The following is a 14,631-nucleotide window of genomic DNA, read 5'->3' as shown; positions in this document are numbered from 1 at the left end:
CCGGGCCGGGTAGTCGGAGCTCGATGGCCACGACGCACCTGCATGGCAGACACCGCCTCTCGCCGGCGCACGCCGGCCCGCGGTGGGGTTGGGCGTCGCTGATGGTCGCCGCGGGTGTGTCGGGCTGGTTGCTCGCCGTCGCGAGTCCCGACGGCACCCGGACGATGACGGTGTCTGCGCCTCACGTACCGCAACCGGTCGCGGCCGCAGCCCAGGACATTCAGCACACCGGGTGGGTCACCGCGGTGTCATCGACGTCGTTGACCATGGCCGACGCCGCCGGACGGTCCACCACATTCGCCATCACGCCCGACACCACGCAGGTTCACCGCTCGGGTGCGACGGGGTTCCACCCGAGCGAGCACGTCGTCGTGGTCGCTGTTGTCCGTGACGGAGTACCGGTGGCCACCGCGATCGTTGACAGAGGCGCAACGGACGGGTCGGGTCAGCCGATGGACTACCACCTGCCGCACTGACGACTCTTGCAAAGTTCACACCTCGATTGTTAGTTTTGTGACATTCGGTGTGAAGTCTTGGCGTGCAAGGAGGCGCGGCGATGTCCATCCCGCCTCTGCGCGCCAGCGGTAACTCCTCCCGGCGCGCCGAGATAGCGCAATTCATCCGCGACAGGGGCGCCGCGCGGATCGACGAGCTGGCCCACCAGTTCGGCGTCAGCACCATGACCATCCACCGCGATCTCGACCACCTCCACCAGGCGGGCATGGTGCGCAAGGTCCGCTCCGGAGCCGAGGCGCCCCCCAGCGAGGCGTTCGAACGCAACATCGAGCTGCGCCGCATGCTCAACCTCACCGAGAAACAGGCCGTCGCCCGGGCCGGCGTCGCGTGGGCCGCCGATCGCATCGACATGACTGCGGTTGCCCTCGACGACAGCACCACCGCGCTGCACGTGGTGCCACTGCTCACGTCGCACCTGCCGCTGACCGTGATCACCAACTTCCTGCCGGCGATCAACGATCTCTCGGCGGAGCCGCGGGTACGCCTGAACGCGATCGGCGGTGACTTCGTCCCCGAGTTCTGCTCGTTCCTCGGCCCGCAGGCCACCGGCGCGCTCAATGACGTGCACTGTGACGTCCTGTTCATGTCGGTGCCCGCGCTCTCCCGCGGCAAGTGCTTCCATCCCTCCAGTGCCGCAGCACAACTCAAGCGCGCCTTCATGGACAGCGCCGAGCTGCGCGTGCTGCTGATCGACCACTCCAAGCTCGCCCGCCGTGCGATCCACCGGATCTGCGATCTGACGGACTTCGACGTCGTCGTGGTCGACGCGGGGATCGATCCCGAGGAGCACCGCCGACTCGACGACGCCGGTGTCAACGTTCTGGTGGCCAACGAGGAGGTCCGCGGGTGAGCGCACCGGCGGCCCCGTTGGTCATCGCGGTCGACTGCTCGACCACCGCCGCGAAGGCGATCGTCGTCGATGCGACGGGCCGGGTCGTGGGCGCCGGCAGCCAGGAACTGGACACCCGAAGCCCCGTCCCGCACTGGTTCGAACAGGACGCCACCCAGTGGTGGGCCGCCACCAATGCCGCGATTCATGCTGCACTGCAGGATATTTCCGAGCGCAGCGTCGTCGCTGCGGTGTGCGTGACCCATCAGCGCGAGAGTTTCGTCTGCCTCGACGAGGGCGGAACGCCACTACGGCCGGCGATCCTGTGGCTCGACGGGCGAGCCGAGGCGGAGGTCCGCACCTACGGCACCGAACGCGTGGAACTGCTGTCGGGCAAGCCCGCCGACATCACCCCCGGGCTCTACAAGCTGCTGTGGCTGCGCGATCACGAACCCGACACCATGGCGCGCTGCCACCGCGTCGCCGACGTGCACACCTACCTGGTGCACACCATGACCGGTCGGTGGGTGTCGAGCACCGCATCGGTCGATCCGCTGGCCGTGATCGACCAGAGCACAGGTGATTACAGTGACGAGCTGCTCGATCTCGCCGGGCTGCGTCGTGACCAGCTGCCCGAGCTCGTCACAAGCGGAACCGCAGTCGCGGCACTGCGCCCGGAGATCGCCGACGCATGGGGCGTGGGCCACGACGTCGCGGTCATCGCCGGAACCGGCGACGGCCAGGCCGGCGGAATCGGCCTGGGCGTGACGGATCCGGGCGCGGCCTACCTGGTTCTCGGGACGGCGGTGGTGATCGGCAGCGAGACGATGTCCTATGTTCCGGCACGGGCCTACCGGTCGATGATTTCGGCCATGCCGGGGCAGTCCACCGTGGAGACGTTCAGCTCGTCGGGTACGTACCTGTCGACGTGGTTCCGCCGCGAGTTCGGCGATCCCGGCTTGGCGGGCGCGCCGGATCCGGCGCTGGAGAGCGCGGCCGCGGCGCTGCCGATCGGCAGCGAGCGGCTGATGACACTGCCCTATTGGAACGGCGCGCAGACGCCGCACTGGGACGGGCAGGCCTCGGGAGTGACGTTGGGGTGGCAGGGATGTCACACCCGTGCGCACTTCTACCGGTCCCTGTTGGAGGGCATCGCACTCGAGCTCCGACTGCAGCTCGACGGGCTCGAAGCTGCGCGCGGCGAGCGGGTCGAGGTCATCCGCGCCACCGGCGGAGGCGCCCGCAGCGCGCTGTGGACCCAGATACTGGCCGACGTCTTCGACCGACCGCTGCAGGTGTGCGCGTCCGGTGAGGTGAGTGCGCTCGGTGCGGCGGCGATCGCGCTGACCGCGGTCGGGGCGTACGACTCGCTACCCGCGGCCGCCGCGGCGGTCAGCACCACCGACGCCGTCGTCGTCCCCCGCCCGGACGCGGCCGCCGCCTACCGGCACCTGCGTTCGCTCTACTCGCGGGTCTACGCGCAGACCCGCGAGCTCTTGCACACCCTGCACGAAATAGCCCCCGAAACACCTGCAGCGAAGGAGAATCCACCGTGAGAGCCGCCATGTTCTACGGTCCCGGCGAACTACGGCTGGAGGACATCGGCTCGACCGAGCCCGCGCCGGGGGAGATCCTCGTCGAGGTCCGCGCCGCCGCCACCTGCGGTACCGACCTCAAGTCCTACCGGCGCGGCCACCCCAAGCTGTTCCCCACCCTACCGTCGCGGTTCGGCCACGAGTTCGCCGGTGTGGTGACCGCCGTCGGCGACGGAGTCGAGCGCTTCACCGTCGGCGACCGTGTCACCGCCGCCAACACGGTGCCGTGCGGGTACTGCTGGGCGTGTATCCGCCATCGCGAAAGCCTCTGCGAGAACCTCGAATTCCTCAACGGCGCCTTCGCTGAAGAAGTGGTGATCCCTGCGGCGATCGTGGCCAGGAACACCTACACGCTGCCCGACGACCTCGACTTCGCCGACGCGGCGCCGCTGGAGCCGCTGGCCACGGTGGTGCACGGAATGGCCGAGACGGGAATCGAACTCGGCGACACCGTCGTGGTGCACGGGGCGGGGCCGATCGGCCTGATGTTCGTGCGGCTGGCGACCCTGCGGGGCGCCAACGTGATCTCGGTCGACCAGTCGCCGTGGCGTCTGCAGCAGGCGGTGCGGGCCGGCGCCGTCGACACCATCGATCTGTCCGAGGTGTCGGATTTCGACGATCGGGTCGCGCTGATCAAACGGCACACGCCCCACGGTCGAGGCGCTGACGTGGGGATCGAGGCGGTCGGGCTGCCGCAGGTGTGGGAGCAGACCGTACGCACGCTGCGGCCCGGCGCGACGGCCGTGCTGTTCGGTGGAACACCGGCAGGCGCAGCGTTTTCCGTAGACTCCAGCGCCATGCACTACGAGGAGTACACCCTCAAGGGCGTCTTCCACCACACCCCCAACTACGTGCGCACCGCTGTCGAACTGCTGTCCAGCCGCAAGGTGGACGGCTCGATGCTGGTGACCGAACGTCGGCCGCTCTCGGAGCTGGTGCCCAGCCTGGAGGATATGGCCGCCGGCCGCGGATCGAAATACATCCTCGAACCATGAGACCTCGACCCATTCGATTCGAAGAGCAGCGGCAGCAGGTCGTCGACGCCTGCCAGTTCCTCAGCCGCTCGGGCCTGGTGGTCGGCACGGCCGGCAACGTGTCGATCCGGGTCGACGACGTCATCGTCATCTCACCCAGTGGTGTCGACTACGAGGCGATGTCGGCGCGCGACGTCGGCATCCACGACCTGGACGGCAACGTCGTCGACGCGGTCCTCGCGCCGTCCAGTGAGCTTGCTCTGCATCTGGCGGTCTATCGTTCGTCGGCGCACACAGCCGTCGTGCACACCCACGCGCCCGCATCGACGGCGCTGTCCACGGTCGTCGACGAAGTCCCTGCGTCGCACTACTATTCGGCGCTGTTCGGCGGCCCTGTACGCGTCGCTCCGTACGCCACCTTCGGTACGCAGCGGCTGGCCGACAACGTCACCGCCGCCCTGCGCGACCGCACCGCGGCGCTGATGGGCAACCACGGCGCGGTGCTGGCCGGTGCAGCTCTACCCAAGGTGCTGAACCTGGTGCCCTACCTCGAGTACGTGTGCGACGTGCAGCTGCGGGCGATGGCCACGGGGGCGCGGGTGCGGGTACTCGACGACGGCGAGATCGCCGAGGTGGGCAGGCTGCTGTCCGGTTACGGGCAGCAGGCGTCCGGAACACGCTGACGAAACAGGGGCCGGTCGCATGGTGCGACCGGCCCCTGCTCGTTGTAGTGCGTCAGGGCTGCTTCTGGCCCGGGATTCCCTCGTAGGCGATGTCGCCGGTCTTGAGGTTCGAAGCGGTCAGCTCCGAGAGCCCGTCGAGGAACTTCTGCCGGTCGGTCACTACGTGCTCGATCGCGACGTCGACGTTGTCCTTGGTGATGGCGGGCATCACGTACACAGGCTTGGTGTTGACCTCTTCCTTCTTGGCCAGCGCGTTGGCCACGGCCAGTCCGGCGGAGAGTTCCACGGTGCCGTTCTGCAGCGAGGTGCCGATGAACTCACCGCTCTTGACGGCGTTGAGGCCGTCCTCGATGCCGTCGATGCCGACGATCGGGACGTCGGTGCGGCCGGACTCCTTGAGCGCCTGCAGGGCGCCGAGGCCCATGTCGTCGTTCTCGGAGACCACGGCGTTGATCTGCGGGCCGAAGCCGGAGATCCAGTTCTTCATCTTGTTGACGGCCTCGTCGCGCTTCCAGTTGGCCGTGTCCTTGGCCAGCACCTTGATGTCCGGGTACTTGGCCAGCACGTTGTTGATGCCCTTGGTGCGGTCCAGTTCGCCGGACTGCCCCAGCGGGCCCTGCAGGATCACGATGTTGCCCTTGCCGCCGAGGCGGTCGGCCATCATCTGCATTTCCTGCTCACCGGCCTTGACGTCGTCGGGCTGCACGCTGCCGGCGACATCCGGGTTGTTCAGCGCCGCGTTGACCGCCACGAGCGGGATGCCCTTGGCCTTGGCGCTGGCGACCTGCGGGCCGAGCGAATCCGCCTGGATGGGGACCACGATGATCGCATCGACACCCTGATTGACCATCGAATCGATCTGGCTGGCCTGCGTGGACACGTCGAGATTGGCCGAGTTCCAGACCAATTCGATGTTGTTGTCCTTGGCGTAGGCCTCCATGCCCTCTTTGCCCGCGGTGATGAACGAGCTCATGTCGTACACCGTGACGCCGATGCGCTTGGTGTCGGCGTTGGACGTGGTGTCTCCGGCGCCGCAGGCGGTCAGCGCAGTGCCGACGACACCCACCGAGGCCATCGCCGCGATCTTGGTGAGCAATCTCATGGGTTCTCTCTATCTTTCGTTGTCGGAATTGCCAGCGTGTACAACTCGATCCAGGCTGTCGTCAGGTACGCCTCCTGGAGGACCAGACGTCGACCGCGACGGCGGCCACGATCAGCACACCCTTGATGACGTCCTGCCAGTACGCCGGGACGACGAGGATGTCGAGGCCGTTGTTGAGCGTCATGATCATGAACAGGCCCAGCGCGGTACCCCAGATGCTGCCGCGTCCACCCATGAGGCTGGCGCCGCCGATCACCACGGCTGCGATGGCGTCGAGTTCGTAGCCCTGGCCCAGGTTCGGCGGGCCGGAGATGACGCGGGAGGCGAGCATGACGCCCGAGAGTCCGGCCAGCAGACCGGAGATCGCGTAGACACTGAACAGAACGTTCTTGGCGTTGATGCCGGCGATCTCGGCGGCGTTGCGGTTTCCGCCCACCGCGTACACCCGCATGCCGTAGGTGGTGCGCTTCATGATGATCGCCAGCGCGATGATGCCGACGATCATCAGCAGCACGGGTATCTGCAGACCGAGGATCTTGGTGTTGGCGATGGAGCCGAACTCGGCGGGCAACCCGTTGATCGGGGCCCCACCACCGATCACGTACGCCAGACCGGAGCCCGCCGTCAGTGTGCCCAACGTGGCGATGAACGGTGGAACGTTGATGCGCGACACCAGGAATCCGTTCACGCAGCCGACGGCCAGGCCGACCAGCAGGGCCACCAGCACGGTCATCCACACCTGGCCGGGGTTGGCCTTGGCTGTCGCTGCGGCCGACATCGCCGACACCGCGATCACGCTGCCCACGGACAGATCGATGCCGCCGGTCAGGATCACCAGAGTCTGACCCAATGCGATCAGCGCGAACGGCGCCGCGGCCACCAGGATCGTGATCAGGTTGTCGGGGGTGGAGAAGCGCGCACTGCGGTAGCTGAAGTAGGCGATGACCAGCAGCACCACGATCACCATGGAGTAGCGCAGGAGCACGCCCGAAATCCACTGCCGCGAGAACAGTTTCACCGGCTCGCCGGTGATCGGCGAGGCGACGGTCGGGGCAGCTGACGGGCCGGGCGGCTGTGCGCTGCTGTCGACGTCGGTACTCATGAAGCCTCCTGCTGCGGGGTCGTCGTTGATCTGCTGTCGAGTGCGGTGGCCAGGCGGAAGACCGATTCCTGGACCTCGGGGTGGTCGAGGGCGTCGCGGTCGAGCTCTCCGACGAACGTGCCCTCGCGCATCACGAATGCGCGGTGGGAGAGCCCGACGATCTCGGGCATGTCCGACGATGCCATCAGCACCGCCATCCCATCCGCCGCGAATTCGTTGACGATGCGGTAGATCTCGCTGCGGGCACCGACGTCGACGCCGCGGGTCGGCTCGTCGAGCAGCAGCACGTTGACGTCTCCGGTGAGCCAGCGCGCCAGCACCACCTTCTGCTGGTTGCCGCCGGACAGTGTGCCGACCTCCTGACTCAGCCCGCGCGTCTTGAGCCGCACCGACGACATCACCTCGGACACCGCCTTGTTGCGCGCCCGGGTGCGCAGCCAGCCGGCCAGAGAGAACGACGAGAGCCGGGGCAGGGTGCCGTTGTCGAGCACGCTCATCGACAGCACCACCCCGGACAACTTGCGGTCCTCGGGCACCATTGCCATGCCCGCGGTGATCGCCGCGGCCGGCTGATTGCGCTTGACGGTCTTGCCGCGCACCGTGATCTGGCCATCGCTGCTGGACCGCGCCCCGAAGATCGCCTCGAGCAGCTCGGTACGTCCTGCGCCGACGAGGCCCGCGAGACCGACGATCTCGCCGGCGTGGACGGTGAACGACACCGGTCCCGAGGCGCCCTCGACCTGGAGGTCACGCACCTCGAGCACGGGATCGGTGCCCGGTGTGGGGCGGTCTGGGAACAGCGCGTCGAGCTCACGGCCGATCATCGCGGTGACGATGTCGTCGTCGCTGACGTCGTCGATCTCCTTGTCGAGGATGAGCCCGCCGTCGCGCAGCACGACGACCCGGTCGGCGATCGCGCGGATCTCGGCCATCTTGTGGGTGGTGTACACCATCGCCACGCCGTGCTCGCGCAGCCGGCGCACCACCTTGTAGAGGCCCTCGACCTCGCGTTCGGAGATCGCTGACGTCGGTTCGTCGAGCATCACGATCTGCGCGCCGGTGCTGGCGGCCTTGACGATCTCGACGATCTGCCGCAGCCCGACCGGCAGGCTGCCCATCCGCGCGGACGGGTCGATCGCGACGCCGAAGACGGCCAGCGAATCGCGCGCCTGGTCGATCATCGCGCGCCGGTTCAGGAACGGACCGACGGTGAGTTCCCGTCCGACGAACAGGTTCTCGTAGACCGACATGTTCTCGATCGAGGCCAGTTCCTGCGGCACGATCGCCACGCCGTGGCGCACCGCGTCCTTGGTGTTGCCCGGTGTCAACGTCGCATCACCGACAGTGACCGTGCCCTGATCGGCGCTGTACTGGCCGCTGATGATCTTCATCAGCGTGGACTTGCCCGCACCGTTCTCGCCGGCCAGTGCGGTGACCGTGCCCGGCTGCAGGTCCAGAGTGATGCCTTCGAGCACCGGCACACCGCCGAAGCTCTTGCGAATGTCGCTGCAGCGCAACAGCGCTCCGCTGGTCATCGGGGCTCCACGATCGACTTCAGGCTGGCCGGGTCCGAATCGCTGTCGAGCGCTTCACCGACGTGCTCGAGGTCGTAGCGGCCGGTCACCATCGCGTCGAGATCGACAGCGCCACTGGACACCAGGTGGATCGCCGCGGGCCAGGTGTCGGTGTAGCGGAAGATCCCGGTGAGGTTGATCTCGTTGTTGGCGATGTGGGCGACGGGCAGCGCGTACTCGTCGGCGCCCATGCCCACCAGGACGACATGCCCGGCCGGGCCGACGGCCTTGATCCCGCTGACCACCGCCGCGGGCACGCCGGTCGCGTCGACGAACGCGTCCACGGGATCGATGCTCGCGACGTCGACGGCGGTGGGATCGAGCACCTCGGTCGCGCCGAACTGGAGCGCCTTGTCCCGGCGGGAGGCCACGAGGTCGGTGACGACGATGCGGGCGGCCCCGAATGCGCGGGCCGTCTGCGCGCAGATGACGCCGATGGGCCCGGCGCCGGCGATCAGGATCGAGGTGCCCGGGGCCACGTGCGCCTTGCGCATGGTGGCGATGGCGACCGACAGCGGTTCGAGCAGTGCGGCCGCGTCGTCAGACATCGAATCGGGCACCGGGTGGGCCATGTCGTCGTCGGTGAGGACGTAGCGGCAGAAGGCGCCGTCGATCGGCGGGGTCGCATAGAACTCGATGTGCGCGCACAGGTTGTATCGGCCTGCGCGGCACTGGGTGCACCGGCGGCACGGATGTTGCGGTTCCACCGCCACGCGCTGGCCGACCCGCTGCGGGTCGACGCCGGCGCCCACCGCGGCGATACGCCCCGAGAGCTCGTGGCCGAGGATCATCGGCTGCTCGACGATGAAGTCGCCGATACGGCCGTGCCGGTAGTAGTGCACGTCCGAGCCGCACACGCCCACGGCGGCGACCTCGACGAGAACCTGGTGATCGCCTGGGGCCGGGACGGGTCTGTCCTCGATCCGCAGGGCGCCGACGCCGGTCATGACGCTGGCCCGCATGGTGGCCGGGGTTGGTGCGGCGGTATCGGAACTGGCCACGGTCACATCGCACTCCTCGCGCTCATCTGTTACAAGAGCCGCTCATTTGATCCTTGTGATGTGGATCATTCTCTGGGCTATGCTCACATGTCAAGCAGGTGTGCTCATATGAGCAGAGTTGGTGATCGGCGAGAGGGGAGGCGAGATGGGACCGGACGAGCTGTTCCAGCGCGCCGTCATCGCCCGCCGCTACTACCTCGAGGGACGCACCCGGGTCGAGATCGCCGAGGAATTCGGCCTGTCCCGCTTCAAAGTCGCCCGCATGCTCGAAGAGGCACTCGAATCCGGCATGGTCGAGATCACGATCCACGATCCGGGCTCCATCGACGTCGGCCTGTCCAGCGCTCTGCAGAAGCGGTACTCGCTGCGGCACGCCTATGCCGTTGTCGCACAGTCCAAGAACACCGCCGACCGGGTCGAAGCCGTCGCCAAGGCGATGGCCGATCTGCTGCATTCCGTCCTGCGCAAGGGCGACGTGATCGGCATCGACTGTGGCCGCACGATGACCCGCATCGCGCCCTACCTGCACGACCTCCCGCGCTGCGACGTCGTCCAGCTGACCGGACTGGCCGGCGGCCTCACCTCCAACGGCGCCGACCTGACCCGGCGCATCACCGAGGTCACCGGCGGCAAATCCTGGCCGCTGTACGCCCCCTACGTCGTCGGCGACGCCCGCACGGCCCGCAGCTTGGCGAGCACACCGCCGATCAAGGACGCGTTCGCCAACCATTCCCGGGTCACCTGCGCGCTCGTGTCCGTCGGCGGCTGGACCGCCGAGGCCTCACAGGTGTACACGTCGGTGCCCGAAGAGGAGGCCGCGGCGCTCTACGAGGCGGGCGTGCGAGCCGAGACCTGCGGCCTGCTGCTCGACGCGGACGGTCTGCGCGTCGCCGGTCTCGACGAGCGGCGCATGGGCATCACCGAGCAGGGCCTGCGCGCGATCCCCACCGTCATCGCGATCTGCGCCGGAGCGGAGAAGATCGTCGCCACCCGCGCCGTCCTGCGGTCCGGCCTGATCTCCGCACTGGTGACCGACACCGAGATCGCGGCCGCAGTCCTCGACTGAGGCCGCATCCACCCAGCGAAAGGACTCCACCATGACCGAGCCGGTAGTCGATCTGAGCTTCCCGCTGACCGGTAAGACCGCAATGGTGACCGGAGGAGCGTCCGGCATCGGCGCCGCCATCGCCGCCGCATTCGCGACCAAGGGCGCCCGGGTCGCCGTCGTCGACCTGGACGGCGACGCTGCACAGCGGAGGGCGACCGAAATCGGTTCCGAGAACCGCGGATTCGCCGCTGACGTCGCCGACCCGACGTCGGTCACCGCGGCCGTCGACGAGGTCGTCGCCGCATTCGGCCGGATCGACATCCTCGTCAACAGTGCGGGCATCGTGATGCTCGCCCCCGCCGAGGACCTGCCCCTCGACGCGTGGGCCAAGACCATCGCGGTCAACCTCACCGGCACCTTCCTGGTCAGCCAGGCCGTCGGGCAGCACATGCTCGCCGCGGGCGGGGGCGCGATCGTCAACATGGCCTCCCAGGCGGCGACCGTGGCCCTCGACCAGCACGTCGCGTACTGCGCGTCGAAGTTCGGCGTCGTGGGCGTGTCGAAAGTGCTGGCTTCGGAGTGGGGACCGCGCGGGGTGCGGGTGAACACGATCTCGCCGACCGTGGTGCTCACCGAGCTCGGGCGCAAAGCCTGGGACGGCCCGCGCGGCGACGAGTTGAAGAAGCAGATCCCCACCGGCCGCTTCGCGTATCCTGACGAAATCGCTGCGGCTGCAGTCTTTCTCGCATCCGATGCCGCTGCGATGATCACCGGTGCCGACCTGCTGATCGACGGCGGCTACACGATCCGTTAGCCGGTCTTCTCGAACGCCCGATTGCGGCGCTCGGCGTCTGCGCTACCGCTGAACAGCCCCGAATCCGCCTGTGGCGCATCGCGATACACGTCGTCGCGGTTATTGCCGCGCACCGCGTCGGTTTGGTGCTCGATACGCCGAACAGGCAGTGCGCCGGGATTGGTGCGCTGCAGCCACGCCACCATGCCCTCGCGGACATCGCAGCGCAGGTCGAACAGCTGCCCGGCGTCGGGCGCGCTGACCAGCATTCGAACCCGTACCACGCCGTCGACCGCGTCGGTCACCTGCAGCACCCCCACGCGGCCGTCCCACTTGTCGTTGGCACGCAACAGCCGATCCAGCTCGGCGCGCATCGCGTCGAACGGCACAGTGAAATCGACATCCAATTCCGCCGTTCCCAGCAGCTGGGTTGCGTTGCGGGTCCAGTTCTGGAACGGAGTGGTCGTGAAGTACGTGCAGGGCAGAACCAATCGCCGCTCATCCCACAGGTGGACGACGACGTAGGTCAGCGTGATCTCCTCGATGCGTCCCCACTCCTCTTCGAGCACCACGACGTCGCCGACGCGGATGGCGTCGGAGAAGGCGATCTGGATACCGGCGAACACCGAACCGAGTGACGTCTGGGCGGCCAGCCCGGCGACCACGGTCAACACGCCCGCCGAAGCGAACACTGTCTTCCCGACATCGGAGAACGACGGGAACGTCATCAGCGTCGCCGCGACGCCCAGAACGACGACGACCGCGACCGCGAGCCTGCGTAGCGTCATCACCTGGGTGCGGATCTTGCGTCGGTGCCGGTCGGCGTCTGTCAGCCCGGTGTCACCCCCGGCGAACCGGTCGATGACCTGACGCTCGGCCACCATCAGCAGGCTGGCCACCAGCCAGGTCAACGTGCCGATCACAGCGATCACCAGCGCGTGGTCCAGCCAGCCGCGCCAGGCAGTCTGCCCGTCCGAGGCGTGCCGCACGGCGACGGATGCCGCGATCACCACCAGGGTCGCGCGTAAGGGTCGGCGGGTCAGATCGGCGACATCGCGCAGGACACGGCTGCGCCGGCCCAGTCGTTGGAGCAGCCAGGAGAGGGCCAGGCCCACCACGTACGCGAGCGCGATGGCACCGGCCACCCATGCTGCGGCGGTGGCCAGATGAGTTGCAGGGGCGATGGCGTTGTCCACAGGGAAAACAGCTCCTCGGGATCGGGGGTCTGCGCCAGAAGGGACGTCTTCGTCGCGTGACGGCAGTGTCGGCGCGTCAGGAGCGTTCCCTGCGATGTCCCGGTGCAAAACCGCATCGCAGGATCTGCGACGCGATTGCGACTCACCTCACACGCTTGGCCACCTGTCGCTTGATCTTGTCCGGCAGCGCGTCGGCCACCGCGAGCTCGGGCAACAGCTCCGGCTCGGACATCAACGCGCGGAACACAACCCCCACGGTGACGCCATGGTCGGGCCGCGAGACGATCTCGATCGCGTCGCCCGCGCGCACGGTTCCGGGGGAGATGACGCGGAAGTAGGCGCCGGGCAGCGCGGCGGCGGTGAACGTCTTCATCCAGCCGCGAATCCCCAGCCAGGTGGTGAACGTCCGGCACGGGGTGCGCGGGCTCGTGACCTCGAGCACCAGGCCGTCCGAGCCGACCGCCCACCGCTCACCCACCAGCGCACCGGTCACGTCGACGCCGGTCGTGGTCAGGTTCTCGCCGAACACCCCGTTGGTCAGTTCCCGGTCGAGCTCAGCGGCCCATCGGTCGAGATCCTCCCGCGCGTAGGCGTACACCGCCTGATCGTCGCCGCCGTGATAGCGGCGGTTGCAGATCGAGTCGCCGACGACGCCGCTGCCCAGGCCGTCCTTGCGCGGCCCGGGAGCCCTCACCTCGAGGGGTTCGGCACTGGGCCGCTTGTCGATCCCGGTGCGCAGCTCGCCCAGATCGATGGGCGAGGACGCCGTGTTCACCGTCAACACCGAAGCCATCACAGGTCCGCCAAGTCGTCGGGCACGTCGACGGCATAGGACGCCAGCACGTCCAGCGGTACGACGTCGAGGGTGCGTTCATGTGTCGAGGCCAGCACGACGGGGCAGGCCTGCCCGTCCTGATGTGCTCGCAGCCAGTTGCGCGCCGTCACGCACCAGCGGTCGCCGGGCACGAGCCCGGGGAACCGGTAGGCGGGCATCGGCGTGCTCAGGTCGTTACCGATCGAGCGCTGATGGGCGAGGAACTCCGCGGTCACCACCGCGCAGATGGTGTGCACGCCGAGGTCCTCGTCGCCGGTGCTGCAGCAACCGTCGCGGTAGAACCCGGTCAGGGGTTCGGTGCTGCACGGGTCCAGCTGCTCGCCGAGCACGTTCAGTTCTGCCACCGGTTCAGCCTAGGTGTCAGATGCTGAGCCTGCGGTAGCGCTGCAGCCGGCGGATGGCCGGTGCCGCCGCGGTTCCGTCGCTGGGCGCCAGCGCCGCCGACGCGGCCGCGCGCACGCTGTCGATGTCGAGGTGCATGCCGATCGCGACCAGAGAGTTGGCCGGCGAGTTCGCCGGGGCGGGCGCGACGTGCACGGACGCGCCGACGACATTGACCACGTAGTGGCGCACCGCGCCACGGAACCGGACCGCCACCGTGCCCTTCATCCGGTACACCCCGGCGGGCGGTTCCTCGAGCAGGTCGAGCACCGCGCCGGGGTCCACGCACCCGTCGCTGAGCACGGTCACCGAATCCGCGTGCGTGTGCTCGTGCGGACGGTCGTCGGCAGCTGTCAGCAGCTCCCGGAACGTCAGCTGCCCCATCTGCTCGTCGGCGGCCACGTCGAACAGCAGGGCCGGGTCGATCCGTCCAGCCGTGGCGCCGACGACCTGCGCGTGCGGGTTGGTCTCGCGTACCCGGTCGGTGACGCGGCGCAGCACCGCGTCGCGCTCCTGCGGCTCGACCTGGTCCAGCTTGTTGACCACCACCAACGTCGCGGCGCCGTAGCGTGCCGGTGGGCTGGCGTCCCGGTCGACGGTGTCGAAGTGCGTCACCGCATCCAGCACGTCGACCACGCCACCTGAGCGGATCCCGTCCACGCCGCTGAACCGGATGATGCGGGAGATCGCCACCGGGTCGGCCAACCCGCTGGCCTCGACGATGATGGCGTCCAGCCGCAGACGAGGGTCGGCGAGCCGGGCCAGCGCCACGTCGAGACCGCCGTCGTCGGGTAGGCAGCAGATGCATCCGCCGGCGATCGAGGCGGGCTCGTCGACCTGACCGGTGACCAGCCCGGCATCGACATTGAGCTCGCCGAAGTCGTTGATCACCACGCCGATTCGCGCGTCGGGGCTGCGCAGCACGTGGTTGAGCAACGTCGTCTTCCCAGCGCCGAGATAACCGGTCAGGGCGATGACAGGTATCGGTTGCACAGCTGGGCA

15 protein-coding genes are annotated in these 14,631 nt (G+C 68.4%); 7 read left to right on the top strand and 8 right to left on the bottom strand.

What is annotated here, in order from left to right:
• Window positions 1–23: 23 nt before the first annotated feature.
• The 5 genes from ACZY1G_RS15940 (at window position 24) to ACZY1G_RS15920 (ending at window position 4,597) form a co-directional block, all read left to right on the top strand.
• Window positions 24–476 carry a hypothetical protein gene (locus ACZY1G_RS15940; protein ID WP_463812803.1) on the top strand — a complete coding sequence of 151 codons (453 nt, stop codon included), beginning with the start codon at window positions 24–26 and terminating at the stop codon, window positions 474–476.
• An 80-nt stretch (window positions 477–556) separates the two neighbouring features.
• Window positions 557–1,366 carry a DeoR/GlpR family DNA-binding transcription regulator gene (locus ACZY1G_RS15935; protein WP_463822914.1) on the top strand — a complete coding sequence of 270 codons (810 nt, stop codon included), beginning with the start codon at window positions 557–559 and terminating at the stop codon, window positions 1,364–1,366.
• The gene (locus tag ACZY1G_RS15930; protein ID WP_463822913.1) at window positions 1,363–2,901 is read left to right on the top strand and encodes a xylulokinase; all 1,539 of its coding nucleotides are present in this window, start codon (window positions 1,363–1,365) and stop codon (window positions 2,899–2,901) included. The genes ACZY1G_RS15935 and ACZY1G_RS15930 overlap by 4 nt, the downstream gene beginning before the upstream one ends.
• Window positions 2,898–3,935 carry a zinc-dependent alcohol dehydrogenase gene (locus ACZY1G_RS15925; RefSeq protein WP_463812800.1) on the top strand — a complete coding sequence of 346 codons (1,038 nt, stop codon included), beginning with the start codon at window positions 2,898–2,900 and terminating at the stop codon, window positions 3,933–3,935. The genes ACZY1G_RS15930 and ACZY1G_RS15925 overlap by 4 nt, the downstream gene beginning before the upstream one ends.
• The gene (locus ACZY1G_RS15920) at window positions 3,932–4,597 is read left to right on the top strand and encodes a class II aldolase/adducin family protein (protein WP_463822912.1); all 666 of its coding nucleotides are present in this window, start codon (window positions 3,932–3,934) and stop codon (window positions 4,595–4,597) included. Before ACZY1G_RS15925 ends, ACZY1G_RS15920 begins: the two co-directional genes overlap by 4 nt.
• 52 nt (window positions 4,598–4,649) lie before the next feature.
• Here ACZY1G_RS15920 and ACZY1G_RS15915 read toward each other — a convergent pair whose 3' ends face one another.
• The 4 genes from ACZY1G_RS15915 to ACZY1G_RS15900 all read right to left on the bottom strand — a co-directional run bounded on the left by ACZY1G_RS15915 (window position 4,650) and on the right by ACZY1G_RS15900 (window position 9,337).
• Window positions 4,650–5,699, bottom strand: coding sequence for a substrate-binding domain-containing protein (locus ACZY1G_RS15915; RefSeq protein ID WP_463812798.1), 1,050 nt, complete (start codon window positions 5,697–5,699; stop codon window positions 4,650–4,652).
• A gap of 61 nt (window positions 5,700–5,760) precedes the next feature.
• Window positions 5,761–6,801 (bottom strand): ABC transporter permease, encoded by a 1,041-nt coding sequence (locus ACZY1G_RS15910; protein ID WP_463812797.1) that lies wholly within the window; start codon window positions 6,799–6,801, stop codon window positions 5,761–5,763.
• Complete coding sequence (locus ACZY1G_RS15905) at window positions 6,798–8,336, bottom strand: sugar ABC transporter ATP-binding protein (RefSeq protein WP_463822911.1); 1,539 nt, start codon at window positions 8,334–8,336, stop codon at window positions 6,798–6,800. The genes ACZY1G_RS15910 and ACZY1G_RS15905 overlap by 4 nt, the downstream gene beginning before the upstream one ends.
• Window positions 8,333–9,337 (bottom strand): NAD(P)-dependent alcohol dehydrogenase, encoded by a 1,005-nt coding sequence (locus tag ACZY1G_RS15900; RefSeq protein WP_463814772.1) that lies wholly within the window; start codon window positions 9,335–9,337, stop codon window positions 8,333–8,335. The genes ACZY1G_RS15905 and ACZY1G_RS15900 overlap by 4 nt, the downstream gene beginning before the upstream one ends.
• Before the next feature lie 184 nt (window positions 9,338–9,521).
• Here ACZY1G_RS15900 and ACZY1G_RS15895 point away from each other — a divergent pair, with 184 nt between their 5' ends.
• Both ACZY1G_RS15895 and ACZY1G_RS15890 read left to right on the top strand, forming a co-directional pair.
• Entirely contained in the window at window positions 9,522–10,442 is a 921-nt protein-coding gene (locus ACZY1G_RS15895; protein ID WP_463812795.1) for a sugar-binding transcriptional regulator, read from the top strand.
• A gap of 31 nt (window positions 10,443–10,473) precedes the next feature.
• Window positions 10,474–11,238 (top strand): SDR family oxidoreductase, encoded by a 765-nt coding sequence (locus ACZY1G_RS15890; protein ID WP_463822910.1) that lies wholly within the window; start codon window positions 10,474–10,476, stop codon window positions 11,236–11,238.
• On the opposite strand, the gene ACZY1G_RS15885 is transcribed toward ACZY1G_RS15890, so the two are convergent.
• From ACZY1G_RS15885 to ACZY1G_RS15870, 4 genes are all read right to left on the bottom strand, one after another.
• Complete coding sequence (locus ACZY1G_RS15885) at window positions 11,235–12,413, bottom strand: mechanosensitive ion channel family protein (RefSeq protein WP_463822909.1); 1,179 nt, start codon at window positions 12,411–12,413, stop codon at window positions 11,235–11,237. The two genes, ACZY1G_RS15890 and ACZY1G_RS15885, sit on opposite strands and share 4 nt — an antisense overlap.
• 142 nt (window positions 12,414–12,555) lie before the next feature.
• On the bottom strand, window positions 12,556–13,206 hold the full coding sequence (locus ACZY1G_RS15880; RefSeq protein ID WP_463822908.1) for an MOSC domain-containing protein: 651 nt from the start codon (window positions 13,204–13,206) through the stop codon (window positions 12,556–12,558).
• Window positions 13,206–13,592, bottom strand: coding sequence for a DUF2237 family protein (locus ACZY1G_RS15875; protein WP_463812791.1), 387 nt, complete (start codon window positions 13,590–13,592; stop codon window positions 13,206–13,208). Before ACZY1G_RS15875 ends, ACZY1G_RS15880 begins: the two co-directional genes overlap by 1 nt.
• Window positions 13,593–13,608: 16 nt before the next feature.
• Window positions 13,609–14,622 carry a CobW family GTP-binding protein gene (locus tag ACZY1G_RS15870; protein ID WP_463812790.1) on the bottom strand — a complete coding sequence of 338 codons (1,014 nt, stop codon included), beginning with the start codon at window positions 14,620–14,622 and terminating at the stop codon, window positions 13,609–13,611.
• Between the last annotated feature and the right edge of the window lie 9 nt (window positions 14,623–14,631).

This window comes from Mycobacterium sp. IDUB_5, assembly GCF_055419565.1.
Note: the sequence above shows the minus strand (reverse complement) of the source record. Positions and strands in the feature narration are given on the sequence as shown.

What these genes read in the sequence shown, in the direction of transcription:
- ACZY1G_RS15895 (WP_463812795.1), top strand. Translation starts at nt 9,522, where the DNA reads ATGGGACCGGACGAGCTGTTCCAGCGCGCCGTCATCGCCCGCCGCTAC.
- ACZY1G_RS15880 (WP_463822908.1), bottom strand. Translation starts at nt 13,206, where the DNA reads ATGGCTTCGGTGTTGACGGTGAACACGGCGTCCTCGCCCATCGATCTG.
- ACZY1G_RS15910 (WP_463812797.1), bottom strand. Translation starts at nt 6,801, where the DNA reads ATGAGTACCGACGTCGACAGCAGCGCACAGCCGCCCGGCCCGTCAGCT.
- ACZY1G_RS15905 (WP_463822911.1), bottom strand. Translation starts at nt 8,336, where the DNA reads ATGACCAGCGGAGCGCTGTTGCGCTGCAGCGACATTCGCAAGAGCTTC.
- ACZY1G_RS15940 (WP_463812803.1), top strand. Translation starts at nt 24, where the DNA reads ATGGCCACGACGCACCTGCATGGCAGACACCGCCTCTCGCCGGCGCAC.
- ACZY1G_RS15935 (WP_463822914.1), top strand. Translation starts at nt 557, where the DNA reads ATGTCCATCCCGCCTCTGCGCGCCAGCGGTAACTCCTCCCGGCGCGCC.
- ACZY1G_RS15920 (WP_463822912.1), top strand. Translation starts at nt 3,932, where the DNA reads ATGAGACCTCGACCCATTCGATTCGAAGAGCAGCGGCAGCAGGTCGTC.
- ACZY1G_RS15890 (WP_463822910.1), top strand. Translation starts at nt 10,474, where the DNA reads ATGACCGAGCCGGTAGTCGATCTGAGCTTCCCGCTGACCGGTAAGACC.
- ACZY1G_RS15915 (WP_463812798.1), bottom strand. Translation starts at nt 5,699, where the DNA reads ATGAGATTGCTCACCAAGATCGCGGCGATGGCCTCGGTGGGTGTCGTC.
- ACZY1G_RS15900 (WP_463814772.1), bottom strand. Translation starts at nt 9,337, where the DNA reads ATGCGGGCCAGCGTCATGACCGGCGTCGGCGCCCTGCGGATCGAGGAC.